This is a genomic window from uncultured Azohydromonas sp. (assembly GCF_937926365.1).
Classification (GTDB): Bacteria; Pseudomonadota; Gammaproteobacteria; order Burkholderiales; family Burkholderiaceae_C; genus Azohydromonas.
Genome location: NZ_CALAOH010000180.1, coordinates 1 through 24,645, shown reverse-complemented (window position 1 = coordinate 24,645; position 24,645 = coordinate 1). Strand labels below are relative to the sequence as shown.

Annotated in this window: 24 protein-coding genes; 12 read left to right on the top strand and 12 right to left on the bottom strand. The window is 69.1% G+C overall.

All coding sequences use genetic code 11. The features are described 5' to 3' along the window. Positions 1 to 11: 11 nt before the first annotated feature. The 3 genes from ilvC to Q0741_RS19610 form a co-directional block, all read right to left on the bottom strand. A complete protein-coding gene (gene ilvC / locus Q0741_RS19620) occupies positions 12 to 1,028 on the bottom strand; it encodes a ketol-acid reductoisomerase (RefSeq protein ID WP_298234882.1) in 1,017 nt (338 codons plus the stop codon). Between the two features lie 152 nt (positions 1,029 to 1,180). Next, positions 1,181 to 1,672 (bottom strand): acetolactate synthase small subunit, encoded by a 492-nt coding sequence (gene ilvN / locus Q0741_RS19615; RefSeq protein ID WP_298234881.1) that lies wholly within the window; start codon positions 1,670 to 1,672, stop codon positions 1,181 to 1,183. A 171-nt stretch (positions 1,673 to 1,843) separates the two neighbouring features. Continuing rightward, positions 1,844 to 3,616 (bottom strand): acetolactate synthase 3 catalytic subunit, encoded by a 1,773-nt coding sequence (locus Q0741_RS19610; protein WP_298234880.1) that lies wholly within the window; start codon positions 3,614 to 3,616, stop codon positions 1,844 to 1,846. A 249-nt stretch (positions 3,617 to 3,865) separates the two neighbouring features. Between Q0741_RS19610 and Q0741_RS19605 the strand changes: the two genes are divergently transcribed. From Q0741_RS19605 to Q0741_RS19590, 4 genes are read left to right on the top strand one after another with little or no spacing between them, the layout of a single operon-like run. Then, positions 3,866 to 4,429 carry an RNA polymerase sigma factor gene (locus Q0741_RS19605; protein WP_298234879.1) on the top strand — a complete coding sequence of 188 codons (564 nt, stop codon included), beginning with the start codon at positions 3,866 to 3,868 and terminating at the stop codon, positions 4,427 to 4,429. Further along, a complete protein-coding gene (locus tag Q0741_RS19600) occupies positions 4,426 to 4,890 on the top strand; it encodes a DUF3619 family protein (protein WP_298234878.1) in 465 nt (154 codons plus the stop codon). Before Q0741_RS19605 ends, Q0741_RS19600 begins: the two co-directional genes overlap by 4 nt. 10 nt (positions 4,891 to 4,900) lie before the next feature. Further along, positions 4,901 to 5,671: a DUF3106 domain-containing protein gene (locus tag Q0741_RS19595; RefSeq protein WP_298234877.1), complete on the top strand. Its 771-nt coding sequence runs from the start codon at positions 4,901 to 4,903 to the stop codon at positions 5,669 to 5,671. Then, positions 5,668 to 6,189 (top strand): RDD family protein, encoded by a 522-nt coding sequence (locus Q0741_RS19590; protein WP_298234876.1) that lies wholly within the window; start codon positions 5,668 to 5,670, stop codon positions 6,187 to 6,189. Before Q0741_RS19595 ends, Q0741_RS19590 begins: the two co-directional genes overlap by 4 nt. A 2-nt stretch (positions 6,190 to 6,191) precedes the next feature. Here the strand turns inward: Q0741_RS19590 and Q0741_RS19585 are convergent, their stop codons facing one another. The 6 genes from Q0741_RS19585 to Q0741_RS19560 all read right to left on the bottom strand — a co-directional run bounded on the left by Q0741_RS19585 (position 6,192) and on the right by Q0741_RS19560 (position 13,438). Continuing rightward, the gene (locus Q0741_RS19585) at positions 6,192 to 7,271 is read right to left on the bottom strand and encodes a molybdopterin biosynthesis protein MoeY (protein WP_298234875.1); all 1,080 of its coding nucleotides are present in this window, start codon (positions 7,269 to 7,271) and stop codon (positions 6,192 to 6,194) included. Next, positions 7,261 to 8,145, bottom strand: a complete 885-nt coding sequence (locus Q0741_RS19580) for a ThiF family adenylyltransferase (protein WP_298234874.1) — start codon at positions 8,143 to 8,145, stop codon at positions 7,261 to 7,263. The genes Q0741_RS19585 and Q0741_RS19580 overlap by 11 nt, the downstream gene beginning before the upstream one ends. Before the next feature lie 170 nt (positions 8,146 to 8,315). Next, positions 8,316 to 10,652 (bottom strand): DNA topoisomerase IV subunit A, encoded by a 2,337-nt coding sequence (gene parC / locus Q0741_RS19575; RefSeq protein ID WP_298234873.1) that lies wholly within the window; start codon positions 10,650 to 10,652, stop codon positions 8,316 to 8,318. A 71-nt stretch (positions 10,653 to 10,723) separates the two neighbouring features. After that, positions 10,724 to 11,155: a PIN domain-containing protein gene (locus Q0741_RS19570; protein ID WP_298234872.1), complete on the bottom strand. Its 432-nt coding sequence runs from the start codon at positions 11,153 to 11,155 to the stop codon at positions 10,724 to 10,726. Further along, complete coding sequence (locus Q0741_RS19565) at positions 11,155 to 11,391, bottom strand: AbrB/MazE/SpoVT family DNA-binding domain-containing protein (RefSeq protein ID WP_298234871.1); 237 nt, start codon at positions 11,389 to 11,391, stop codon at positions 11,155 to 11,157. Before Q0741_RS19565 ends, Q0741_RS19570 begins: the two co-directional genes overlap by 1 nt. Before the next feature lie 64 nt (positions 11,392 to 11,455). Continuing rightward, positions 11,456 to 13,438, bottom strand: coding sequence for a DNA topoisomerase IV subunit B (locus Q0741_RS19560; RefSeq protein WP_298234870.1), 1,983 nt, complete (start codon positions 13,436 to 13,438; stop codon positions 11,456 to 11,458). Positions 13,439 to 13,502: 64 nt separating this feature from the next. Between Q0741_RS19560 and Q0741_RS19555 the strand changes: the two genes are divergently transcribed. The 6 genes from Q0741_RS19555 (at position 13,503) to Q0741_RS19530 (ending at position 18,425) form a co-directional block, all read left to right on the top strand. Then, a complete protein-coding gene (locus Q0741_RS19555) occupies positions 13,503 to 14,735 on the top strand; it encodes an MFS transporter (protein ID WP_298234869.1) in 1,233 nt (410 codons plus the stop codon). Positions 14,736 to 14,750: 15 nt separating this feature from the next. Next, complete coding sequence (locus Q0741_RS19550) at positions 14,751 to 14,888, top strand: hypothetical protein (RefSeq protein WP_298234868.1); 138 nt, start codon at positions 14,751 to 14,753, stop codon at positions 14,886 to 14,888. Positions 14,889 to 14,893: 5 nt separating this feature from the next. Beyond that, positions 14,894 to 15,472 (top strand): bifunctional 2-polyprenyl-6-hydroxyphenol methylase/3-demethylubiquinol 3-O-methyltransferase UbiG, encoded by a 579-nt coding sequence (locus Q0741_RS19545; protein WP_298234867.1) that lies wholly within the window; start codon positions 14,894 to 14,896, stop codon positions 15,470 to 15,472. 72 nt (positions 15,473 to 15,544) lie between these two features. Beyond that, positions 15,545 to 16,426, top strand: a complete 882-nt coding sequence (gene dapA / locus Q0741_RS19540; RefSeq protein ID WP_298234866.1) for a 4-hydroxy-tetrahydrodipicolinate synthase — start codon at positions 15,545 to 15,547, stop codon at positions 16,424 to 16,426. Between the two features lie 66 nt (positions 16,427 to 16,492). Beyond that, entirely contained in the window at positions 16,493 to 17,617 is a 1,125-nt protein-coding gene (bamC, locus tag Q0741_RS19535) for an outer membrane protein assembly factor BamC (protein WP_298234865.1), read from the top strand. A 31-nt stretch (positions 17,618 to 17,648) separates the two neighbouring features. Continuing rightward, positions 17,649 to 18,425: an MBL fold metallo-hydrolase gene (locus tag Q0741_RS19530; protein WP_367184147.1), complete on the top strand. Its 777-nt coding sequence runs from the start codon at positions 17,649 to 17,651 to the stop codon at positions 18,423 to 18,425. Positions 18,426 to 18,551: 126 nt separating this feature from the next. On the opposite strand, the gene Q0741_RS19525 is transcribed toward Q0741_RS19530, so the two are convergent. Together Q0741_RS19525 and Q0741_RS19520 are read right to left on the bottom strand one after the other, a co-directional pair. Next, positions 18,552 to 18,770, bottom strand: a complete 219-nt coding sequence (locus tag Q0741_RS19525; protein ID WP_298234863.1) for a hypothetical protein — start codon at positions 18,768 to 18,770, stop codon at positions 18,552 to 18,554. 241 nt (positions 18,771 to 19,011) lie between these two features. Continuing rightward, a complete protein-coding gene (locus Q0741_RS19520; RefSeq protein ID WP_298234862.1) occupies positions 19,012 to 20,139 on the bottom strand; it encodes a cupin domain-containing protein in 1,128 nt (375 codons plus the stop codon). A 38-nt stretch (positions 20,140 to 20,177) separates the two neighbouring features. Between Q0741_RS19520 and Q0741_RS19515 the strand changes: the two genes are divergently transcribed. After that, positions 20,178 to 20,711, top strand: a complete 534-nt coding sequence (locus tag Q0741_RS19515; RefSeq protein ID WP_298234861.1) for a peptidylprolyl isomerase — start codon at positions 20,178 to 20,180, stop codon at positions 20,709 to 20,711. 16 nt (positions 20,712 to 20,727) lie between these two features. After that, positions 20,728 to 21,354, top strand: coding sequence for a LysE family translocator (locus Q0741_RS19510; protein WP_298234860.1), 627 nt, complete (start codon positions 20,728 to 20,730; stop codon positions 21,352 to 21,354). Positions 21,355 to 21,429: 75 nt separating this feature from the next. On the opposite strand, the gene Q0741_RS19505 is transcribed toward Q0741_RS19510, so the two are convergent. After that, positions 21,430 to 24,531, bottom strand: coding sequence for an efflux RND transporter permease subunit (locus Q0741_RS19505; RefSeq protein ID WP_298234859.1), 3,102 nt, complete (start codon positions 24,529 to 24,531; stop codon positions 21,430 to 21,432). Positions 24,532 to 24,645: the final 114 nt, after the last annotated feature.

Sequence of the window (24,645 nt, the reverse complement as noted above, 5' to 3'; positions counted from 1 at the left end):
TCAAGCCAGCATCAGTTGCGGCTCTTGTCCACCATCTTGTTGGCCTTGATCCAGGGCATCATGGCGCGCAGCTTCTCGCCCACTTGCTCGATCGGGTGCTCGGCGGTCAGGCGGCGGCGGGAGATCAGGGTCGGGGCGCCGGCCTTGTTCTCCAGGATGAAGCTCTTGGCGTATTCGCCGGTCTGGATGTCCTTCAGGCACTGGCGCATGGCGTTCTTGGTCTCCTCGGTCACCACGCGCGGGCCGGTGACGTACTCGCCGTACTCGGCGTTGTTGGAGATCGAGTAGTTCATGTTGCCGATGCCGCCTTCGTAGATCAGGTCCACGATCAGCTTGAGCTCGTGCAGGCACTCGAAGTAGGCCATCTCGGGCGCGTAGCCGGCTTCCACCAGCGTCTCGAAGCCGGCCTTGATCAGCTCCACGGTGCCGCCGCACAGCACGGCCTGCTCGCCGAACAGGTCCGTCTCGGTTTCTTCGCGGAAGTTGGTCTGGATGATGCCGGCCTTGCCGCCGCCGTTGGCCGCGGCGTAGGACAGGGCCAAGTCACGGGCGCGGCCGGTCTTGTCCTGGTACACGGCGATCAGGTGCGGCACGCCGCCACCTTGCGTGTAGGTGTAGCGCACGGTGTGGCCGGGAGCCTTGGGGGCGACCATCCACACGTCCACGTCCTCGCGCGGCACGACCTGGCCGTAGTGGACGTTGAAGCCGTGAGCGAAGGCCAGCGAGGCGCCGGGCTTCAGGTTCGGGGCCACTTCGGCGTTGTAGACGGCGGCGATCTGCTCGTCGGGCAGCAGGATCATGACCACGTCGGCTTCCTTGACCGCGTCGGCGATCTCGGCCACCTTCAGACCGGCCTTCTCGGCCTTGGTCCAGGACGCGCCGCCGCGGCGCAAGCCCACCGTGACGCGCACGCCGCTGTCGTTGAGGTTCTGCGCGTGGGCGTGGCCCTGCGAACCGTAGCCGATGATGGTGACGTTCTTGCCCTTGATCAGGCTCAGGTCCGCGTCCTTGTCGTAGTAGACGTTCATGTGGTGCTTCCTAGTGGGGTTCTCGAAGACGTGAAGGGTGAGACGTGAAGCGTGCGGACGCTGGAACAGCAAGGGACGGATGGCACGGCGGCCCCCGCTCACCCTTCACTCTTCACGCTTCACAGGGGAAAAGTCCGGTTGGGCGCGCGGACTCACACGCGCAGGATGCGCTCGCCGCGGCCGATGCCGCTGGCACCGGTGCGCACCGTCTCCAGGATGGCGCTGCGGTCCAGCGCCTGCAGGAAGGCGTCGAGCTTGCCGCCGTCGCCGGTGAGCTCCACGGTGTAGCTCTTGTCGGTGACGTCCACGATGTGGCCGCGGAAGATGTCGGCGGTGCGCTTGATCTCCTCGCGCTCCTTGCCCACGGCGCGCACCTTCACGAGCATGAGCTCGCGCTCGATGTAGCTGCCTTCCGTGAGGTCCACCACCTTCACGACCTCGATGAGGCGGTTCAGGTGCTTGGTGATCTGCTCGATGACCTCGTCGCTGCCGGTGGTGACGATGGTCATGCGCGAGAGCGAGGCGTCCTCGGTGGGCGCCACCGTCAGGCTCTCGATGTTGTAGCCGCGCGCGGAAAACAGCGCGACCACGCGCGAGAGGGCGCCGGGCTCGTTCTCCAGTAGCAGGGCAATGATGTGCTTCATGGCGTTTCGTCCTCCGGGGCTCCTGAGCGCCGGCAGCGGTAACTGCCGGGCCGTGGCCCCGCGTTCGAAGTCAGGGGGAATGTTCCAGTGCTGACCGGGGCCTCGCCGGCGCCGGGACAGGACGCGGTAACGCCCTGCCCCTGGCCGGCCGCAGCGCCGGTGCGGCTTGCCTTACAGGTCTTCGGAGCCCAGGAGCATCTCGCTGATGCCCTTGCCCGCCTTGACCATCGGCCAGACGTTCTCGGTCGGGTCGGTGCGGATGTCGAGGAACACCGTGCGGTCGGTGAGGCGGATGGCCTCGCGCAGCGCGGGCTCCACGTCCGCCGGGCGCTCGATCTTCAGACCCACGTGGCCGTAGGCCTCGGCGAGCTTGACGAAGTCGGGTAGCGCGTCCATGTAGCTGTGCGAGTAGCGGCCCTCGTAATCGAGCTCCTGCCACTGCCGCACCATGCCCAGGTAGCGGTTGTTGAGCGAGATGACCTTGACCGGCGTCTTGTACTGCTGGCAGGTCGAGAGCTCCTGGATGCACATCTGGATCGAGCCTTCGCCCGTGATGCAGAACACGTCGCTCTCGGGCTTGGCCAGCTTGATGCCCATGGCGTAGGGCAGGCCCACGCCCATGGTGCCCAGGCCGCCGGAGTTGATCCAGCGCCGCGGCTCCTCGAAGCCGTAGAACTGCGCCGCGAACATCTGGTGCTGGCCCACGTCGGAGGTGATGTAGGTGTCGCGCCCGCGGGTCAACTCGGCGAGCTTTTGCACCACGTACTGCGGCTTGATGACCTCGGTGCTGTTCTTGTAGGCCAGGCACTCTCGTTGGCGCCAGCCGTTGACTTGGCTCCACCAGTGCGCCAGCGCCTGCTGGTCGGGGCGCTGTTGGGCTTCGCGGATCTGGACGATGAGCTCCTGCAGCACTTCCCTGACGTCGCCAACGATGGGGATGTCCACCTTCACGCGCTTGGAGATCGACGACGGGTCGATGTCCACGTGGACGATCTTGCGCTCCACCGACGCGAAGTGCGCCGGGTTGCCGATCACGCGATCGTCGAAGCGCGCGCCCACGGCCAGCAGCACGTCGCAGTGCTGCATGGTCATGTTGGCCTCGTAGGTGCCGTGCATGCCCAGCATGCCCAGGAACTTCGGATCGCTCGCGGGAATGGCGCCCAGGCCCATGAGCGTGTTGGTGCAGGGATAGCCCAGCAGGTCGGCCAGCTCGCGCAGCTCGGCCGCCGCGTTGGCCAGCACCACGCCGCCGCCGCTGTAGATATATGGGCGCTTGGCCTGCAGCAGCAGCTGCACCGCCTTGCGGATCTGTCCGCCATGGCCCTTGCGCACCGGGTTGTAGGAGCGCATCTCGACCTTGTCCGGGTAGCTGAACGGCGCCGTCTTCAGCGACACGTCCTTCGGGATGTCCACGACCACCGGGCCCGGACGGCCGGTGCGTGCAATGTGGAACGCCTTCTTCAGCGTCACCGCCAGGTCGCGCACGTCCTTGACCAGGAAGTTGTGCTTGACGACGGGACGCGTGATGCCCACGGTGTCGCACTCCTGGAAGGCGTCCAGGCCGATCGCGGCCGTAGGCACCTGCCCGGTGATGATCACCATCGGGATCGAATCCATGTAGGCGGTGGCGATGCCGGTGACGGCATTGGTCACGCCCGGGCCCGAGGTCACCAGCGCGACGCCCACCTCGCCGGTGGCGCGCGCATAGCCGTCGGCCGCGTGAACGGCCGCCTGCTCGTGGCGCACCAGCACGTGCTGGATGCTGTCCTGCTTGTACAGCGCGTCGTAGATGTAGAGCACCGAGCCACCGGGGTAGCCCCAGAGGTACTTGACGCCCTCGGCCTGCAGGCTGCGGACGAGGATTTCGGAGCCGTTGAGCTCGGCGGAGGGGGATTGCGGCTGGGCCCGGAGGGCACCCTTGACTTCCGCGGCAGACATGTCCATGGAGAACCTTTGCGATTTTCTCTGACGAAAAACCATCGGTGTCCCTCCTCGCGCCCTTGTGGGGCGGATTCGGAACCTGCGCGGTCAAAAACGAGACACCCGGGATCGGGCGGCGGCTTGAGACCAAAGAGCGTTGTGCGAACCCGCAATTATGGCATCACCGCCGCGACAGGGTCTTGACGAATCGTTGGACCCTGTCACCGCGCAGGCATAATCGCGCGCGTTTTGCCGCCGCCGGCCCTTCCCCTCTTGGCCTCCGACAAAGAACTCTCCGACTTCCTAGCCAGCGTCGAAAAGCGTGCCTTCAAGCGCACCGCCTACAGCGTCCGTGACGAGGACGCGGCGCTCGACATCGTGCAGGACGCGATGATCCGGCTGGCGGATAAGTATGCGGACCGGCCCGCCGCGGAACTGCCGCTGCTGTTCCAGCGCATCCTCTCCAACGCCACCATGGACTGGTTTCGCCGCCGCAAGGTGCGCTCGGCGGTGGAAACTAATTTCTCGGGCTTCGACGGCGCCGGCGACGAGGACTTCGACCTGTTGGAACTGCTCGAAACGCAGGACGGCAGCCTGGGCGCCGAGGGTGCCGATGCCGAGGCCTCGCGGGCGCAGATGCTGCAAGTGATCGAACAAGAAGTTGCTTTGTTGCCGGCACGTCAACGAGAGGCCTTTCTGCTGCGTTACTGGGAAGAGCTCGATGTCGCCGAGACCGCGGCCGTCATGGGCTGCTCCGAGGGCAGTGTGAAGACACACTGTTCCAGGGCAGTGCATGCGCTGGCCAAGGCTCTGCGCGCCAAAGGTATTGCGCCATGAACCACTCCCGACCCCTAACGCCCCCGTTTGACGCGCAGGCGCTCGAAGCCCGTTTCGCGCTGCGTGTGACGGCGCGCCTGAGCGAGCAGGCGCAACGCCAGCCGCATGCCATCGAGGAGCGGTTGCGATTCGCGCGCCAGCAGGCGCTGGAGCGCGCGCGGGCGCGGCGCCGCACGGCGCCGGTGGCCGCGACTGCGCCGAGCGTGCACGCCGTGGGCTCGACGCTGGCCCTGGGCGACGGTGGCGAGCCGCGCGACGGTTGGTTCCAGCGCGCCGTGGCCGCGGCGCTGCCGCTGGTAGTGCTGTTGGGCGGGCTGGCGCTGATCCACTGGAACCATGCCCACGCCCAAATCGAGGCCGCGGCGCAGATCGATGCCGAGCTGCTGGTGGACGACCTGCCGCCCACGGCCTACAGCGACCCGGGCTTCTTCGAGTTCCTGCGCAAGCAGCAGAACCCGTGATCCCCGCGCGATGAGCCTGCGCCGCTGCCGCCTCGTCCTGCTGGCCTTGCCAGGGCTGGCCTGCGCCGCCACGGCCCTGGCCCAGAGCGCACCCGCGACGCCCCCCCAAGCGCCGCGCGCAGCCGCGCCCGAGGCGCCCAAGCCGGCAGCGCAACGCTCCTCCTGGGCGTCCCTGACCCCGGCGCAGCGCGCCACGCTGGCGCCGCTGCAGCGCGACTGGGACAGCATCGACCCCGACCGCCAGCGCAAGTGGGTGGAGATCGCCATGCGCTTCCCCCGCCTCTCCGCCGAGGAGCGCCAGCGTGTGCAGCAGCGCATGAACGAATGGGCGCGCATGACGCCCGAAGAGCGCAGCCGCGCGCGCGTGCAGTTCCAGGAAATGCGCCAGCTCAGCTCTCAGGACCGCCAAGCCAGTTGGGAGGCCTACCAGGCCTTGCCGGCCGATCAGAAACGCGAGCTGGCCAAGCGCGCCATGCCCGCTCCAGCGCGCGCCGCGCCGCCGAGCGCCGACGTGGCACCCAAATCCACCATCGTGCGCGTGCCCGGCACGCCGCCCGTGCTCAGGCCGGTGGGACCGACGCAGATGCAGGTCGCACCCGGCGCCACCACCACCAGCGTCACGCGTGCCCCGGCACCACCGCTGCACCAGCAACCCGGGCTGCCCAAGATGGCCGCCACGCCGAGTTTCGTGGACAAGAACACCCTGCTGCCCAGGCGCGGCGCGCAAGCCGCCGCCACCATCACCGAACCTGCTGCTTCCCGAGCGGCCAGGCGCCCGTGACCGCCCCCGCTCCCGACGCGCTGCAGACGCCCAGCCTGCCGCGCCGCCTGGCCTGCATGCTCTATGAGGGCGTGCTGCTGTTCGGCGTGCTGATGCTGGCCGGCCTGCTTTACTCAACGCTGACCCAGCAGCGCCACGCGCTGCAGGGCCAGCACGGGATGCAGGCCTTCCTGTTCGTGGTGCTGGGCCTGTACTTCATCGGCTTCTGGGTCTACGGCGGCCAGACCGTGGCCATGAAGGCCTGGCACATCCGGCTGGTCGATGCGCAGGGCCGCCCCGTGACGCCCAAGCGCGCGCTGTGCCGCTACCTGGCGAGCTGGCTGTGGTTCCTGCCAGCGCTCATCGCGGCCTGGCTGGCGCGGCTGCAATCCAGCGCCACGATCTTCGGGCTGCTGGTGGTGGGTGCCCTGGCCTACGCGCTGCTGGCGCTGCTGCAGCCTCGGCGCCAGTATTGGCACGACCACCTCTGCGGCACGCAGCTGGTGATCTCGCGCCCGCAGCCGCGCAAGAAGCGCTGAGATCAGCCGTCCACGCTTTCCAGCTGCTGCAGCGGCAGCCGCAGCGAGCGGCTGCGCGGCGCCGGCCCTTCGCCGATGCGGCCCATGAACACCGCCGCGCGCAGCGCTTGTGTGCCCAGCATCGCCTCCAGCCGCCGCACCGCCTGCGCGGCGGCGGCCTCCATGCCGAGCTCGGCCGAGAAGGGCCGCCCCTCGCGCAGGTAGCGCGCGAAGATCAGTGGCGCCATGGCCGGTTGCAGCGACAGTCCCAGCCGCGTGGCCGTGAGCCAGAAGCGCTGCATGGCGCGTCCGGCGGCGACGTGGTCGTCGATCGTGCGCGGCTCGCGTGCGGCCACCAGCGCGAAATGTGCCCCGCAGGCCAGCCCGGGAATCAGGTCCATTTGCAGCCGCGGCATCGCCGTGCCGGCCAGGTAGCGATTGAAGAAGCGCACGCGCTCCCAGCGCCCCAGCACGAAGCGCATGAGCCGGCGCGTGAGCGCATCCACGCCCAGCGACTGGTCTGGCATGCGGTCGGTGCTGTAGCGCGCGTTCCACTCGATGACCTCGCGGTGCACGCGCCAGCCTTCGGGCATGCTCAGCCGCACCCGCGCGATGGCGCTCAGCAGCCGTGCCATGTCTAGCCGTTCGGACATGCGCTCGCGCCACAGCAAGCGGTAGTGCGGCGCCACCGCGGCGTCAAGCGCCTGCTTCTCGGCCGTTGCCAGCCGCCGCGTGCGCATGGCGCGGCGCTGCACGCTGCGCGACGCGATGCAGCCGATCAGCTCATCCGGCCGGATGCCCTCGTCCGGCTCGAAGCGCACTTCGAAGACCATACGCCCGCTCGGCACTCCGGTGCGCCGCCGCGCCTGCATGGCCCAGCCCTGCCCCGTGGCGGCAATGGCCATGGTTTCCAGCAGCGCCCCCAGCGACATCTCGCTGGCATGGCCGTCAAGGTCGTAGACGCAGTGCGTGCGGGTGTCGAAACCGTGCACCACCACCTCGCGCTCGCCGCGCACTTCGAAGCGCCAGGGTTGGGTGTTGTCTCCGCTGGGCGCCCAGCGCGCAAGCTCCAGCACGGCGCGCAGCCCCACCTCAGCCGGCATGGCGCGCTCCGGAGACTGCGCTCAGGCGGCGGCGGCCGATCCAGGCCGCCAGACGCTGCAGCGGGTGGCGATGACCGCCCGGCCGCCAGGTGCGCACGAAGCGGTTGCGGTAGGCGTCGAAATGCAGCCCGTGCGGCGCGGCCCATACCCTGCCGCGCTTCAGGAGGATCTTCAGGCTCTCGGCCGCCGCCATCCCGGCGGCCAGCTGGCAGCCGATGATGGTCGAGGGCCCGCGCTGCTCGGCGAAATTGGCCGCCGACGGGTCCACCAGATAGGACCCGTGCAGCCCCGCGGGCGCCAGGCCGACCAGGAAGCGCAGCGCCTTCTCCGCGTCCGGCAAATCACCCCAGCCAAAATAATCCTCGAAGGACATGCCGCCCGGCATGAAATTCAATACCGCCGCACCCATCCCCAGCGGCGCCGCGGTGCAGGCCGGAATACCTTTCGCCCTGCAAGCCTCGAAAACCAGGCGGCGCGCCGAAAAGGCAAAGAAATCCAGCCCATCGACATACAAATCCACGCCCTCCAGAAAGGCGTCGACATTCCCGACATTCACGCCCTCATCGAAGACCTGGAGCGACAGTTCCGGATTGATGTCCACCGCCATCGTCTGCAACACCTGTGCCTTGGGCTGGCCCAGGCTGCTCATGGTGGCACCGACCTGGCGGTTGAAATTCACGAGGTCGAACGTATCGAAATCGGCAATATGGAAGGCGCCGACACCCAGGCGCGCCAGCGTCAGCAAATGCACCCCGCCCACGCCGCCCATCCCGGCAACGGCCACCTTTTTGCCGCGCAGCAGATTCTGCTCCGCCTGCGTGACCCAGCCGACGTTTCGGGAAAATGCATCCCGGTATTGAAACCGCACATTCATATTGCCGGCAGTATGTCCCCGCCCATTTGATGGACGGGGAATGTAGGCGAAGAGCCCAGCAGGCAGGCAGTGTCGGACGCCAACGAATTCACGCTCCCAACCACCACATGGCCGCGGCGTGGCAACGGGCGGTAACCGGCGCCCGCACAGGGCGAGCACCGGGCGGTGCCTCAACCGACCACGCGCAGCACCTTCACAAAGCCTTCGGCCTTGCGCCCGCGCTTGGCGCGCTTGGCCTGGTAGGACGCGACGCCGGACCAGCGCAGCGTCTCCTCCTTGGCCTTGCCGCCGCGGCCGCTGCCGATGACGGTGAGCGTGTCGCCGAAGGTGGCCGCCGACAGCAGCGGCTCCTTGGCATTGACCTCCATCAGGATCAGCCCGCGCCCGCCGCCGGGCTGCAGCTTCAGCTCCTCGCGCGCGAACACCAGCAGCCGCCCGTCCAGGCTCAGGCAGGCGACCTGCTTGTGCTCGGCCCGCACCACCGAGGGCGGCAACAGGTGCTCGCCATCCTCCAGCGTCAGGAAGGCCTTGCCCGCGCGGTTGCGGCCCTGCAAGTCGCTCACGCGCGCCATCAGGCCGAAGCCGCCGGTATGCGCCAGCAACAGCGTGGTGGCGGCATTGCCCGCGAAGTAGTGCGCCGGCTGCGTGCCGGCTTCCAGCTCGATCAGGCTGGTGATAGGCACGCCGTCGCCGCGCCCGCCCGGCAGCTGCGACACCGCCACCGAGTACACCCGCCCGCTGCCCTTGGCCGCGCTGCCGAACACCAGCAGCGTGTCCACGCTGCGGCAGGGGAAGACGCCGTAGAGCGAGTCGCCGGCCTTGAAGCCCAGCGTGGCGGCATCCACCTCGTGGCCCTTGAGCGCGCGCACCCAGCCCTTGAGGCTCACCACCACCGTCACCGGCTCGTCGGCCACCTTGAGCTCGACGCTGGCACGCTTGTCAGCCTGGATCAGCGTGCGGCGGTCGTCGCCGAAGGCCTTGGCGTCGGCCTCGATCTCCTTGATGACGGTGCGCCGCAGCGAGGCCGGCGAGGCCAGGATGTTCTCCAGCTTCTCCTGCTCGGCGCGCAGCTGTTTGAGCTCCTGCTCGATCTTGATCGCCTCCAGCCGTGCCAGTTGGCGCAGCCGGATTTCGAGGATGTCCTCCGCCTGCCGGTCGCTCAATTTGAAGCGCTCGATCAGCGCCGCCTTGGGCTCGTCCGAGTGGCGGATGATGCGGATGACCTCGTCGATGTTGAGCAGCACCAGCTGGCGGCCTTCCAGCACGTGGATGCGGTCCAGCACCTTGTCCAGGCGATGGCGGGTGCGCTTTTGCACCGTGTCCACGCGGAAGCCAATCCACTCCAGCAGCACCTGGCGCAGGCTCTTCTGCGTGGGCCGGCCATCGGCGCCGACCATGGTCAGGTTCATGGGCGCGCCACCTTCGAGGCTGGTGTGCGCCAGCAGCACGGTCATGAACTCCTGCTGCGACACGGTGCGGCTCTTGGGCTCGAACACCAAGCGCACCGGGGCATCCTTGCTGGACTCGTCGCGCACCGCGTCCAGCACGCCCAGCACGGTCTGCTTGAGCTGCAGCTGCTCGGCCGAAAGCGCCTTCTTGCCGGTCTTGACCTTGGGGTTGGTCAGCTCCTCGATCTCTTCGAGCACCTTCTGCGCGCTGGCGCCCGGGGGCAGTTCGGTAACGACGATCTGCCACTGGCCGCGCGCCAGATCCTCGACCTTCCAGCGCGCGCGCACCTTGAGGCTGCCGCGGCCCGAGAGGTAGGCGTCGCGGATCTCGGCCGGGCTGCTGATGATCTGGCCGCCGCCGGGAAAGTCGGGGCCCGGCAGCAGCGTGAAGAGCTCGTCGTCGGAGAGCTTCTCGTTCTTGATCAGCGCCACCGCCGCCGCCGCCACCTCGCGCAGGTTGTGGCTGGGCACCTCGGTGGCCAGGCCCACGGCAATGCCCGAGGCACCGTTGAGCAGCACGAAGGGCAGCCGCGCCGGGAGCTGCTTCGGCTCCGAGGTGGAGCCGTCGTAGTTGGGCACGAAGCTGACGGTGCCCTCGTCGATCTCGTCGAGCAGCAGCCGCGTGATCGGTGCCAGCCGAGCCTCGGTGTAGCGCATGGCGGCGGCGCCGTCGCCGTCGCGGCTGCCGAAGTTGCCCTGGCCGTCGATGAGCGGGTAGCGCTGGGAAAAGTCCTGTGCCATGCGCACCAGCGCGTCGTAGGCCGCGGTGTCGCCGTGCGGGTGGTAGCGGCCCAGCACGTCGCCCACCACGCGCGCGCTCTTGACGGGTTTAGGACCCGCGGCGGTGGTGAAGGACAGCCCCATGCGCTGCATCGCGTACAGGATGCGGCGCTGCACCGGCTTCTGGCCGTCGCACACGTCGGGCAGCGCGCGGCCCTTGACCACGCTGAGCGCGTACTCCAGGTAGGCCTGCTGCGCGTAGTGCGCCAGGGTGATGGCGTCGCCCGCGGCACTGTCGCCGCCGGCGCCGCTGTCGAAATCAAGCGTGCTTTGGTCCATCTTGGTCTTTTCTTCGGCCGGCGCAGAACCGGCCGCTTGCAATTGCGTTGTCCGAAGCGTCGAACCGGCGCTCAGGAACTGGCGCCAGGATCGTTTTTGAACGGGTTGCGGATGCGCAGGGTTCCTTCCACCAGCAGACCGTCGTGCAGGTCCTCGCTCAGAAGCTCAAGGCATCCAGCCTCCAGCGCCGCCGACACCACCAAGGCGTCGTACCAGGAGAAGCCGTGCCGGGGCGCCAGCCTCAGCGCCTGCTCGTGGACCTGCAACGTCAGCGGACGCACGCTGCAGCGCCGCCGGATCAAGGACAACACGTCCTCGATCTCGGACCACGCCATGCCCATCTTGCGGCGCGCAACGCTGGTGAACTCGTTGAGCACCTGCACCCCGACCACCCCGCCGCGCGCGAGCAAGGCTTCCGCCTTCTCGGCCTTGGTCACGTCAGCGGAAAAGGCGTAGAGCAGCACGTTGGTGTCAAAGAAGGACTGCGCCTTGAGCTGCCTCATCAGTCCTTGCGCTCATTGGCTTCCAGGCGGTCGAACTTGAAGTCCGCCGGCAGGCGCCCCCGGTATGCGCGCAGCCGCCGCAGCACCTCTTCAACATCCTCAGAGCGGCGCACCTCGAACTGGCGCGCACCGGCGACCTCGATCTCGATGTCGTCGCCTTCCTTCAGGCCCAGCGCCTCGACCACGGCCGCCGGCAGCCGTACCGCCAGACTGTTGCCCCATTTCGATACCTGCATCACGCCTCCCCGCAGCCGGATATACATTCATCAGTGTATATCCAGGCCGCATGACCGCGTCGTGTCAGACGTCCACCTCCACCGCGTCCCCATGCAGCTCCATGAGCTCGCGCCGCGCCGCAGCCTCGCCTTTGCCCATGAGCTTGGTGAGCCACTGGGTGGTGGCGGCGAAGTCGAGCTGGCCCAGCGCGGCGGGCAGCAGCCGGCGCGTGTCGGGGTTGAGCGTGGTTTCCCACAGCTGCTCGGCGCTCATCTCGCCCAGGCCCTTGAAGCGGCTGATGGCCCAAGAGCCCTCGCGCGCGCCTTCCTTGCGCAGCTTGTCCAGCATCGCCTCCAGCTCGCCCTCGTCCAGCGCGTAGAGCTTGGCCGCGGGCTTCTTGCCGCGCGCTGGCGCGTCGATGCGGAACAGCGGCGGCTTGGCCACGAACACGTGGCCCTTCTCGATCAGCTTGGGAAAGTGGCGGAAGAACAGGGTCAGCAGCAGCACCTGGATGTGCGAGCCGTCCACGTCCGCGTCGGAGAGGATGCACACCTTGCCGTAGCGCAGCCCGGAAAGGTCGGGGGCGTCGCCGGGGCCGTGCGGGTCCACGCCCACCGCCACCGCGATGTCGTGGATCTCGTTGTTCTTGAACAGCAGGTCGCGCTCGACCTCCCACGCGTTGAGCACCTTGCCGCGCAGCGGCAGGATTGCCTGCGTCTCCTTGTCGCGGCCCATCTTGGCGCTGCCGCCCGCACTGTCGCCCTCGACCAGGAACAGTTCATTGAGCGTCAGGTCACGGCTCTCGCAGTCGGTGAGCTTGCCGGGCAGCACGGCCACGCCGGAACCCTTCTTCTTCTCCACCTTCTGCGCCGCACGCTGGCGCGTCTGCGCCTGCTTGATCACCAGCTCCGCCAGCTTCTTGCCGTGCTCCACGTGCTGGTGCAACCACAGTTCCAGCGCCGGGCGCACGAAGGCCGACACCAGCCGCAGCGCGTCGCGCGAGTTCAGCCGTTCCTTGGTCTGGCCCTGGAACTGCGGGTCCAGCACCTTGGCCGAGAGCACGAAGCTCGCGCGCGAGAACACATCCTCGGGCATGAGCTTCACGCCCTTGGGCAGCAGTCCGTGCAGTTCCACGAAGCCCTTGACGGCGTTGAACAGGCCGTCCTTCAGGCCCGCCTCGTGCGTGCCGCCGGCCACGGTGGGAATGAGGTTGACGTAGCTCTCGCGAAGCGTGCCGCCCTCTTCCGTGAAGGCCACGCACCAGGCGGCGCCCTCGCCTTCGGCGAAGTTCTCGGTCTCGGCCGCGGTGGCGTAGCGCTCGCCCTCGAACAGCGGGATCAGCAGATCGGCCGGCAGGCTCTGCTGCAGGTAGTCGCGCAGGCCGCCCTTGTAGAGCCACTCCAGCGTCTCGCCGCTCTTCTCGATGTGCAGCGTCACGCTCACGCCGGGCATCAGCACGGCCTTGCTGCGCAGCAGGTGCACGAGCTCGTTGCGCGGCAGATCGGGGCTTTCGAAGTACTTCGCGTCGGGCCACACGCGCACGCGGGTGCCGCCTTTCTTCTCGGAGGCGCCCGCCTTGCGCACCACCAGCGGCTCGATCACGTCGCCGCCGCTGAAGGCCAGCGCCGCAGCCTTGCCCTCGCGCCAGACCTCCACCTGCAGCCGCGTCGCCAGCGCGTTGGTCACGCTCACGCCCACGCCGTGCAGGCCGCCGGAGAAGCTGTAGGCGCCGCCGGCGCCCTTGTCGAACTTGCCGCCGGCGTGCAGCCGCGTGAACACGATCTCCAGCACCGGCACCTTTTCCTCAGGGTGCAGGCCGAAGGGAATGCCGCGGCCGTCGTCCTCCACGGAGACGGAGGCGTCGGCATGCAGCGTCACGGCGATGCGCCTGCCGTGGCCGGCCAGCGCCTCGTCGGCGGCGTTGTCGATGACCTCCTGCACGATGTGCAGCGGGTTGTCGGTGCGGGTGTACATGCCCGGCCGTTGCTTGACCGGCTCCAGGCCCTTCAGGACACGGATGGAGCCTTCGCCGTAAGCGGCAGCGGGGGTGGTGCTCTTGGTCGCCATTGCACAATTCTAAGGACCCCCAATCGGGTCCTGTGTTTTTACACAGCCTTCTTTTTCCAATTCCATGAGCACAGCCCCCACGTCCCGCCTTTCCATGACCCAGGTGCTGCTGTGCGGCGCCGCCATCGTCACGCTGTCCATGGGCATCCGCCACGGCTTCGGGCTGTGGCTGCAGCCGGTGACGACCGAGCGCGGCTGGACGCGCGAGACCTTCGCCTTCGCGCTGGCGGTACAGAACCTTGCCTGGGGCCTGGCCGGGCCCTTCGCCGGCATGCTGGCCGACCGCTTCGGTGCCTTCCGCGTGCTCGTCGCCGGGGCGCTGCTGTACGCGCTGGGGCTGGTGCTGATGGCGCTGTCCACCAGCGGCCTGGCCTTCACCGGCAGCGCCGGGCTGCTCATCGGCATGGCGCAGTCGGGCACCACCTACGCCGTGATCTACGGCGTCATCGGTCGCCACGTCGCGCCGGAAAAGCGCAGCTGGGCCATGGGCGTGGCGGCCGCCGCGGGCTCCTTCGGCCAGTTCCTGATGGTGCCGGTGGAAAACGGCCTCATCGCCGGGCTGGGTTGGCAGAGCGCGCTCTTCGTGCTGGGCGCGGTGGCGCTGGCGATCGTGCCGCTGTCCTTCGGCCTGCGCGAGCCGCGCGCGCTGCCCGCGGGCAGCGGCATGCCGCAGCAGAGCGTGGGCGCGGCGCTGAAGGAGGCCTTCGGCTCGCGCAGCTTCCGGCTGCTGACCGCGGGCTACTTCGTGTGCGGCTTCCAGGTGGTGTTCATCGGCGTGCACCTGCCCAGCTACCTCAAGGACCACGGGCTGGCGCCCCAGGTGGCGACCACGGCGCTGGCGCTCATCGGACTGTTCAACGTCATCGGCACCTACGCCGCCGGCGTGCTGGGCCAGCGCCTGGCCAAGCGCCACATCCTCTCGGCCATCTACGCGCTGCGCGCGGTGGCCATCACGGCCTTCGTGACGCTGCCGCTGTCGCCGCTGAGCGTCTACGTCTTCTCCGCAGTGATGGGCGTGCTGTGGCTGTCCACGGTGCCGCCCACCAATGCCGTCATCGCCCAGATCTTCGGCGTGCGCTTCCTGTCGATGCTGGGCGGCTTCGTGTTTCTGAGCCACCAGCTGGGCTCATTCCTGGGCGTGTGGCTGGGCGGCAAGCTCTACGACGCCACCGGCAGCTACGACGTGGTGTGGTGGATCGCGGTGGCGCTGGGCATGTTCGCGGCCCTCGTGAACCAGCCGGTGCGCGAACACCCCATCGCGCGGCCCGCCGTGGCCTCGGCCTCCAGCGCGGCCTGACGGCGCGGCCCCGCCATGCCGCCGCGCATCGCACGCTTCAAGCGCCTGCTGGCCTGGGCCGCGGCAGTGTTGGCGCTGGTGCTGGTCTTCGCGGCCTACCTGCGGCCGGCAATGGTGTTCAGCGTCGCGAGCCAGCTCTGGAACTGCTTCTGAACTTCATGCCTGAAACCTCCTTCGCCATGCACCCTGGTTCTTCTCCCGCCGATGCCGCCTCGCCCTGGATCCGCCGCTTCACGCCGCTGCTGCGCCCGGGCTGCAGCGTGCTGGACGTGGCCTGCGGTGGCGGCCGCCACGTTCACTGGTTCCTTCAGCAGGGCTTCGAGGTGGTGGCGGTGGACCGCGACGCCGAGGCCGTGGCACCGCTGCGCGGCCTGGCGCGCGTGGTGGTGGCCGACATCGAGAACGGCCCCTGGCCGCTGCCCGGCGAGCGCTTTGGCGCCGTCGTGGTGACGAACTACCTGTGGCGCCCGCTGCTGCCGCGGCTGCTGGACAGCCTGGCCGACGGCGGCGTGCTGCTGTATGAAACCTTCGCCGTGGGCAACGAGACGGTGGGGCGTCCGCGCAACCCGAACTTCCTGCTGCGCCCAGGCGAGCTGCTGGAGGCCGCGCGAGGGCTGCGCGTGGTGGCCTATGAGGACGGCTTCCTGGACGGCCCGCCTCGCTTCGTGCAACGCATTGCCGCCATGCGCGACGCATCGCACTCTGCGGAGGCTGCGCCGGCACGCCATCCGCTGTAGTCCCCGGGCGGAAGGGGCATGAAACAGCGCGGATAGAATCCCGCGATTCCAGGAAGCCTCCCCCTTTTTCCCATGACACCGATTACCGGAAGCATCGTCGCACTGGTCACGCCCATGCACGAGGACGGCAGCGTGGACTACGCCGCGCTGCGCAGCCTCATCGACTGGCACATCGCCGAGGGCACCGACTGCATCGGCGTCGTGGGCACCACGGGCGAGTCGCCCACCGTGTCGGTGGAGGAGCACTGCGAGATCATTCGCGTGGCCGTCGAGCAGGTCGCGGGCCGCGTGCCCGTCATGGCCGGCGCCGGCGCCAACTCCACGCGCGAAGCCATCGAGCTGTCGGAGTTCGCCCGCAAGGTCGGCGCGGACTGCACGCTGCAGGTGGTGCCCTACTACAACAAGCCCACGCAGGAAGGCATCTACCGTCACTTCCGCGCCATCGCCGAGGCGGTGGACATCCCCGTGGTGCTCTACAACGTGCCCGGCCGCACCGTGGCCGATATGGCGCACGACACCGTGCTGCGCCTGGCACAGGTGCCCGGCGTCATTGGCATCAAGGAAGCCACCGGTAACCTCGACCGCGCCGCCTGGCTGATCAAGCAGGCGCCCAAGGGCTTCAGCATCTACTCCGGCGACGACCCGACCGCCTTTGCGCTGATGCTCGCCGGCGGCCACGGCAACGTCAGCGTCACGGCCAACGTCGCGCCGCGCGCCATGGCCGAGCTGTGCAAGGCCGCCATGGCCGGCGACGCCCGGCGCGCGGTGGAGCTGCACATGCAGCTGCTGCCGCTGCACAAGCAGCTCTTCGTCGAGCCCAACCCGATTCCCGTGAAGTGGGCGCTGGCGCGCCTGGGCCGCTGCGGCGGCGCGCTGCGGCTGCCTCTCACCGGCCTGTCCGAGGCGGCGCAGCCGCTGGTGGAGCAGGCGCTGCGTGACAGCGGCCTGCTCTGAGTCTCGGCCCGCCTCTTGTCCGTACTTACCGTCCGCCGCGCGGCGGCAGCGTTTTCGATGCCTGAAATGAACCGTTTCGTCGTCCCGTCCGCGCTGGTGCTGGCCCTTGGACTTGCCGGCTGCTCCTCCGTGGAGGGCGTGCTCTCCGGCGACAAGCTGGACTACCGCAGCCAGGCCGCCAAGACCGCGCCGCTGGAAGTTCCGCCCGATCTGACCCAGCTCTCCCGCGAGCAACAGCGCTACCAGCCGCAGAACGGTCCGGTCAGCGCCGCCACTTACCAGCAGGCCGTTCCGGCAGCCACCGCCACGGCGCCGGCCGCGGGCACGGCCAACACGGTAGCGCCGCAGGCGCTGGGCGACATGCGCATCGAGCGCGCCGGCAACGAGCGCTGGCTGGTGACTTCGGCCACGCCCGAGCAGCTGTGGCCGCAGCTCGTGGCCTTCTGGCAGGAGCGTGGCTTCGCGCTGGCCAAGGAGGACGCGCAGGCCGGCGTGATCGAGACCGAGTGGGCTGAGAACCGCGCCAAGATCCCGCAGGACTTCCTGCGCCGCACCATCGGCAAGGTGTTCGAGGGCGCCTGGTCCACCAGCGAACGCGACATGTTCCGCACCCGTGTGGAGCGCACCGCACGCGGCACCGAGATCACCATCACGCACCGCGGCATGGAGGAGGTCTTCACCTCCCAGCGCGAGGACCAGACCCGGTGGACCTCTCGCCCCAGCGATCCCGCGCTGGAGGCCGAGTTCCTCAGCCGCCTGATGGTCAAGCTCGGTGCCAAGGAAGAGGTTGCCCGCACCACCGTGGCCCAGGCGCCCATCCAGGCGCCGCGCGCCCGTGTGGTGGCCGGCCAGGGCGCCACGCTGCAGCTGGACGACGGCTTCGAGCGCGCTTGGCGCCGCGTGGGCGTGGCGCTGGACCGCAGCGGCTTCACGGTCGAGGACCGCGACCGCACCAGCGGCCTGTACTACGTGCGCTACGTCGATCCCAAGGAAGCCGCGCGCGAGGAACCCGGCTTCTTCGGCCGCCTCTTCGGCCGCGACGAGAAGCGCGCCACCACCGACCGCTACCGCGTGGCCGTCAAGTCCGAGGGCAACGCCAGCACGGTGTCGGTGCAGAACGCGCAGGGCGCGCCCGATACCGGCGAGGTCGCGCAGCGCATCGTGAAGTCGCTGCTCGACGACCTGAAGTAAGCCGCACGCCCGTGCGGCCAGATCGCGCGTGATGCGCTTCAGCAACCTGGGCAGCGGCAGCTCGGGCAACGCCACGCTGGTGGAAGCCGGTGATCCCGCGCGGCCCACGCGGCTGCTGGTGGACTGCGGCTTCTCGCTGCGCGAGCTCAGCCGGCGCTTGGCCGTGCGCGGCGTGGAGCCGAGCCAGATCGACGCCGTCTTCGTCACCCATGAGCATGGCGACCACGTCGGTTGCGCGCTGACGCTGGCGCGCCGCCACGGCGTGCGGCTGTGCATGAGCGCGGGCACCTGGTCCGCGCTGCGGCAGGACAGCGCCCCGGCGTCACTGCACCTGCTGGCCTGTGGCGACATGCTGGACGTCGGTGCGTTGCAGCTCCAACCCTTCGCGGTACCGCATGACGCGCGGGAGCCGCTGCAGCTGCGGGTGCACGACGGCCAGCACCACTTGGGGCTGCTGACCGACCTGGGTGAGGTGACCGAATCGGTCGCGCAGGCGCTGGCCGGCTGCGACGCATTGCTGCTCGAAGCCAACCACGACCGCGAGATGCTGCTCGCAGGCCCCTACCCCTGGGTGCTCAAGCGCCGCATCAGCGGCCGCTTCGGCCACTTGGAGAACGGCCTGGCCGGGGCGCTGCTACAGCGGCTGCACCACGGCGGCCTGCGACACGTGGTCGCGGCGCACCTGAGCCGTCAGAACAACCGCCCGGAACTGGCCGCGCAGGCGCTGGCCGCGGCGCTGGGCACCAGCGCCCGGGACATCATCGTGGCCGACCCCGCGCTGGGCTGCGACTGGCTGGACCTGCACTGAGCTCCAGCCCGGCCTTCGGCCGCCCGTAAGCACGTCGCTCTCTCTGCCAAGGCCAAGGCCGCGACGGCTGCAGCAGACACAAAAAAGCCGCCCGAAGGCGGCTTTTGGCGTTCCAGCTGGCTCGAATTACTGCGAGGCGGCAGAAGCAGCGGCTTCGGCGGCTTCCGAGGCAGCGGAAGCAGCGGCTTCGGCGGCACCGGCCACGGCGGAAGCGGCGTCGGAAGCGGCCTCGGTCACGGCCGGGGCGGGCGCCGGGGCGGGAGCGGGCGCCGGCTCTTCCTTCTTGCCGCAAGCGGTCAGGGCAGCGGCAGCAATCACAGCGGCCAGCAGGAGCGACTTGTTCATTTGTATGTCCTCGAATTCGAAAAGTGGTCGAACAATTACCAATCGGCTGGGGTGTTCGAAGCCCCGACTCACGTAGACGCGGATCGTTACTGGAGAACCTTGTCCAACCCCAAATTATACCGTCGCACTAGGGAAGGCCCTTACTGACGGCAAGCCGCTCCGCCCTGAGGCGGTGCGAGCGTTGCGGCGACGCATCACTTTTGTGCCTGCGGCTGGTCGAGGTTTTCCACCGCCCGCAAGCTCAGGCTTTCAGGGGTTGCACCCAGCCCGCGGCGGCCCACTCCTCTAGCAATTGGCGTGCGTCGTCGCTGAGCGACACAACCTCGCGCGCGCTGAGCGCACCGGCGTCGGCCAGGCGGCGCATCAGGCGCGCATCGCGCCCTCCGGCGTGGAAGGACTCGCCGTTGATGAAGACAAACTTCTCGTCATACATCATGCGGCTGCGCCGGTGCAGCGCGACGCCACCCGCCACGTCCGCCTCGCCGTCCTGCTCGAACCAGACGTTGGGCTTCGGTTCGCTCAGGATCTCCCCCAGCGCCGCCTGCAGCCGCGCGGGATCGCGCAGGGCGCGCTCCAGTGCTTGGTGCGCGAAGTCCGACAGCGCCGGCGGAATCTGCCCCGGCGTGGCCGTGGCCGGCTGCTTCGGATCGCGGTAGAGGCGGCCCTTCTCCTCCTCGTCCATCAGCTCGGGCAGCCGCTGCAGCAGCTCGCGCGCGAGCTCGTGCTCGCAGGGCACGCGAAAGCCCACCGAGCAGGTCATGCACTCGCCGTCCACGGCGATGCCGTCGTGGCCCCAGCGCGGCGGCAGGTACAGCATGTCGCCGGGCTCCAGCACGACGTCCTCCGTCGGCTCGAAATTCGCCAGCAGCTTCAGCGGCATGCCCGGCACCAGCGACTCGTCGGCCACCGGGCCAATGCGCCAGCGCCGCTTGCCGTGCACCTGAATCAGGAACACGTCGTAGTTGTCCATGTGCGCGCCGACGCCGCCGCCCTCGCTGGCCCAGGAGATCATCAGATCGTCCAACCGCGCCTGCGGCACGAAGCGAAAGCGCGACAGCATCTCGTGCGCCTCGGCCACGTGCAGGTCCAGGCCCTGCACCAGTAGCGTCCAGCGCGGCTGCTTCACCGCCGGCAGCGCCTGGCGCGGCAGCGGGCCGTGCCGCAGCTTCCAGGTGTCGCCCTTGGCGACGATGAGGCGCGATTCCACGTCCTCCTGCTGCGCCAGCGCGAACATTTGCGCTCGCGTCACCGGCGGCTGCACGCCGGGCAGCGCCTGGCGCACCAGCAGCGGCTTCTTCTGCCAGTGGCGGCGCATGAAGGTCTCGGGCGAAAGTCCGCCCAGCAAAGTCATTGGTTGGTCAATCTGCATCCCCGGGATTGTCAGGGCCCTTGTGGCATCCTCTGTCGATGAACATCAACGCACCCTGCGTGGTCAGCCTCACCTGGACGCTGGCCGACGGACAAGGCCAGACCATCGACGAGCTGGCAGACCCGGTCGAATTCTTTTATGGCGGCGAGGATTTGCTCCCCAAGGTCGAGGAGGCCCTGGCCGGCCACGAGGCCGGCCACGAAGCCTGGTTGCACCTGGAGCCCGAGCATGCCTTCGGCGACTACAAGCCCGAGCTGGTGTGCTTCGAGGCGCGCAACCTCTTTCCCGAGCAGGTCGAGCCCGGCATGGCCTTCGAAGGACTGCCCGAAGGCAGCGTCACCACCGACATGCCGCCCGACACCATCTACATGGTCACCGAGGTCTACCCGGAGCACGTGGTGCTCGACGGCAACCACCCGCTGGCCGGCATCGCATTGCAGCTGCACATCAAGGTGCGCGACGTGCGCGAGGCCACTGAGGAGGAGATCGAGGCCGGTAGCGTCGGCGACAGCGTGCTGGCGCTGATGACGCCGCCCCCGGGCGGCGCGCCGCGCGACGAGACGCTGCACTGAGCCGGGACGGTCGGCCATGAGCTCCGGCATCCAGTGGGACCTCTTCCTCGCCGCCGCCACGGCGCTGGCCCTCACGCCGGGGCCGGACATGATCTACGTCGTCTCGCGCGCGCTGGCACAGGGCCGCAAGGCCGCGCTGATCTCGGCCGCCGGGCTGTCGCTGGGCGTGCTGGCGCACACCTTCTTCGCCGCCTTCGGCGTGACGGTGCTGCTGCAGACCTCCGAACTCGCCTTCACGGCACTCAAGATCCTGGGTGCGTGCTACCTGCTGTGGATGGGCGTGCAGCTGTGGCGCAGCGCGCCGCGCATCGACATCCATGCCGCCGACGACCGGCTGGGCACGAAGGCGCTGTTCCTGCAGGGCGCGCTCTCGGCGCTGCTCAACCCCAAGCTGGCGCTGTTCTTCCTGGCCTTCCTGCCGCAGTTCGTACCGGCCGACAGCGCTTCGCCGGCACTGGACACGGTGATGCTGGGCTTGGCCTTCGGCGCCATCGGCGTGCCGGTGCAGGCCGTGGCGGGCTGGGTAGCGGGCAGCCTGAGCCAGGCGCTGCGTCGCAACCAGCGCGCGGTGTGCAGCATGTTCCGCTTCAGCGGCGCGCTGATGCTGATCCTGGGCTTGCGGCTGCTGGTGACGCAGCGCTGATCGCGCCTCTCCCGCAAAACAAAACGCCGGCCATCGAGCCGGCGTTTTTCATGGTGGCCCGGGCAACCGTCGCGTTCAGGCGGCGTGGGCCTCCTGCGACGCATCTCCTTCCGCCGCCGTGATCGGCCCCTTGCCGCTGAAGCGGTCCAGCGCCAGGTAGATCACCGGCGTGATGTAGAGCGTCACCGCCTGCGAGAACACCAGCCCGCCCACCACCGCCAGGCCCAGCGGCTGGCGCAGCTCGGCGCCGGCGCCGATGCCCATGGCGATCGGCAGCGCGCCCATCAGCGCCGCCAGCGTGGTCATCATGATCGGGCGGAAGCGCAGGATGCAGGCCTCGCGGATCGCCTCCACCGGCTTCATGCCGCGCTCGCGCTGCGCCTCCAGCGCGAAGTCGATCATCATGATCGCGTTCTTCTTGACGATGCCGATCAGCAGCAGGATGCCGATGGTGGCGATCAGCGTCAGGTCCATACCGAAGAACTTGAGCATCAGCAGCGCGCCCACCGCCGCCGAGGGCAGCCCGGCCAGGATCGTCAGCGGGTGGATGTAGCTCTCGTAGAGCACGCCCAGCAGCACGTAGATCACCAGCAGCGCCGCCACGATCAATATCGCCTGGCTGCCCTGCGAGCTCTTGAACACCGCCGCGTCGCCGCCGTAGCGCGTGATGATCGACTCGGGCATGCCCAGCTCGGTGCGGTAGCGCTCCAGGTTGGCCGTGGCGTCGCCCAGCGCCGCGCCCGGCGCGAGGTTGAAGGACACCGTCACCGCCTGCAGCTGCCCCACGTGGTTGATCGAGATCGGCCCCACCGTGCGCGACACCGTCGCAAAGGCCGACAGCGGCACCAGCGTGCCGGCGGAGGAGCGCACGTAGATGCGCGAGAGGTCGGCCTCGTCCCGCTTGGCCTCGGGCGCCGCTTCCATGATCACCTGGTAGCTGTCGGCGCTGGTGTAGATGGTGGAGACCTGCCGCTCGCCGAAGGCGCTGAACAGCGCGGTGCGCACCGCGTCGATGGACACGCCCAGCGTGTTGGCGCGGTCGCGGTCGATGGACAGGGACGCCTGCAGCCCGCGCAGCTGCGCGTCGCTGGTGACGTCGCGGAACAGCGGGTCCACGCGCAGCTTCTCCTGCAGCTTCACGGCCCAGTCGTTGAGCTCGCCGGCCTGCACGCTCTGCAGGATGTACTGGTACTGCGCCTTGCTGGAGCGGCCGCCGAGCTGCAGGTTCTGCACCGGGCGCATGAAGACGTTGAGGCCCGCCACCGCGCGCAGCTCGCGCCGCAGCCCGTCCACCACCTCCTTCATCGGCTTGCGCTCGCCGCGCGGCTTGAGGTTGATGAACATGCGCCCGTTGTTGCTCGCGTTGCTGCCGCCCAGGAAGGAGTTGACGCTCAGCACGTTGGGGTCGCGCCGGATGATCTCGGCCGCGCGGTCCTGCAGCTGCACCATGGCCGGGAAGGAGATGTCCTCCGAGGCCTCGGTGGTGATGCTGATCTGCCCGATGTCCTCCTCGGGGAAGAAGCCCTTGGGGATGGTGACGAACAGCCAGGCCGTGGCGGCGAAGGTGCCCGCGGCCACCAGCATCACCACGCCGCGGTGCCGCAGCGCCAGGTCCAGCGTGCGGGTGTAGAGGCGCAGCACCGCGTCGAAGGCGTGCTCGAAGCCGCGCACCAGCAGCCCCGGCGGCTTCTTGTGCGCCTCGTCGCTCAGGAAGCGGCTGGCCAGCATCGGCACCAGCGTCAGCGACACGAAGGCCGACACCACGATCGCCAGCGACACCACCACGGCGAACTCGTGGAACAGCAGCCCGATGACGCCGGGCATGAAGAAGATCGGGATGAACACCGCGATCAGCGAGGTGGAGATCGAGATGATGGTGAAGCCCACCTCGCGCGAGCCGCGCAGCGCGGCCTGGAACGGCGGCACGCCCTCCTCCACGTGGCGGATGATGTTCTCCAGCATCACGATGGCGTCGTCCACCACCAGGCCCACCGCCAGCGTCAGGCCCAGCAGCGAGATGTTGTCCAGCGAGTAGCCCAGGCCCCACAGCAGCGACAGCGCGCCCACCAGCGACACCGGCAACGACAGCGACGGGATGACGGTGGCCACGAAGCGGCGCAGGAACAGGAAGATCACCAGCACCACCAGCGCCACGGTGCCCAGCAGCGTGAGGTTCACGTCGTGCAGCGCCTCGCGGATCGACACCGAGCGGTCGTTGACCAGGTTCACCTTTACCGACTGCGGCAGCTGCTCCTGGAAGGACGGCAGCGCCGCGCGCACCGAGTCCACCACGCGCACGGTGTTGGCGTCGGGCTGGCGCTGGATGGCCAGGGTGATGGAGCGCTCGCCGTTGAAGCTGGCGTAGGTCTTGAGCGTCTCGAAGCTGTCCTCGACCTGCGCCACGTCGCGCAGCCGCACGGCGTTGCCGTTGCGCGTGGCAACGATCACTTCCGCGAACTCCGCGGCGTTGCGCAGCTGGCGGTTGGCCTGCAGCGTCAGCGTCTGGCTCGGCCCCTCCAGCGTGCCCACGGGCGTGTTGGCGTTGGCCGCGCGCAGCGCGCTGGCCACCTCGTCCAGCCCGATGTTGCGCGACGCGAGCTGCTCGGGCAGCACGCGCACCCGCACCGCGAAGCGCTTCTGGCCGTAGATGTTGACCTGCGCCACGCCCGGCAGCGTGGACAGCGTGGGCGCGATCAGGTGCTCGGCGTAGTCGTTGAGCTCGGACAGGCTCATGGCCGGCGTGGTCAGCGACAGCAGCAGCACCGGCGCGTCGGCCGGGTTGACCTTGCGGTACGAGGGCGGCTGCGTCATGTCCTGCGGCAGCTGGCGCTGCGCACGCAGCAGCGCGGCCTGCACGTCCACCGCCGCGGCGTCGATGTCGCGGCCCTCATCGAACTCCAGCGTCACCGAGGTGCTGCCGAGCTGGCTGGCGGAGCTGATGACGGCCAACCCGGGAATGGTCTGGAACTGTTTTTCCAGCGGCAGCGCCACCGAGGTGGCCATGGTCTCGGGGCTGGCTCCGGGCAGCGAGGCCGAGACGTTGATGACCGGCGTGTTGTAGCTGGGCAGCGCCGCCACCGGGATGCGGCCGAAGGCCAGCACGCCGGCCACGACGATGGCCAGGTTCAGCAGCACCGTCATCACCGGACGGCGGATGAACAGTTCCGAGAGGTTCATCGCAGTGCTTCCGCGTTCGAGGCCGCCGCGGCGACCCGCAGCCCGCGGCCAGGCTCCTGGCTGCCCGCGGCCGCTGCGCCGGGACCGCTGCCCGCGCCACTGCCACCGGCCGCG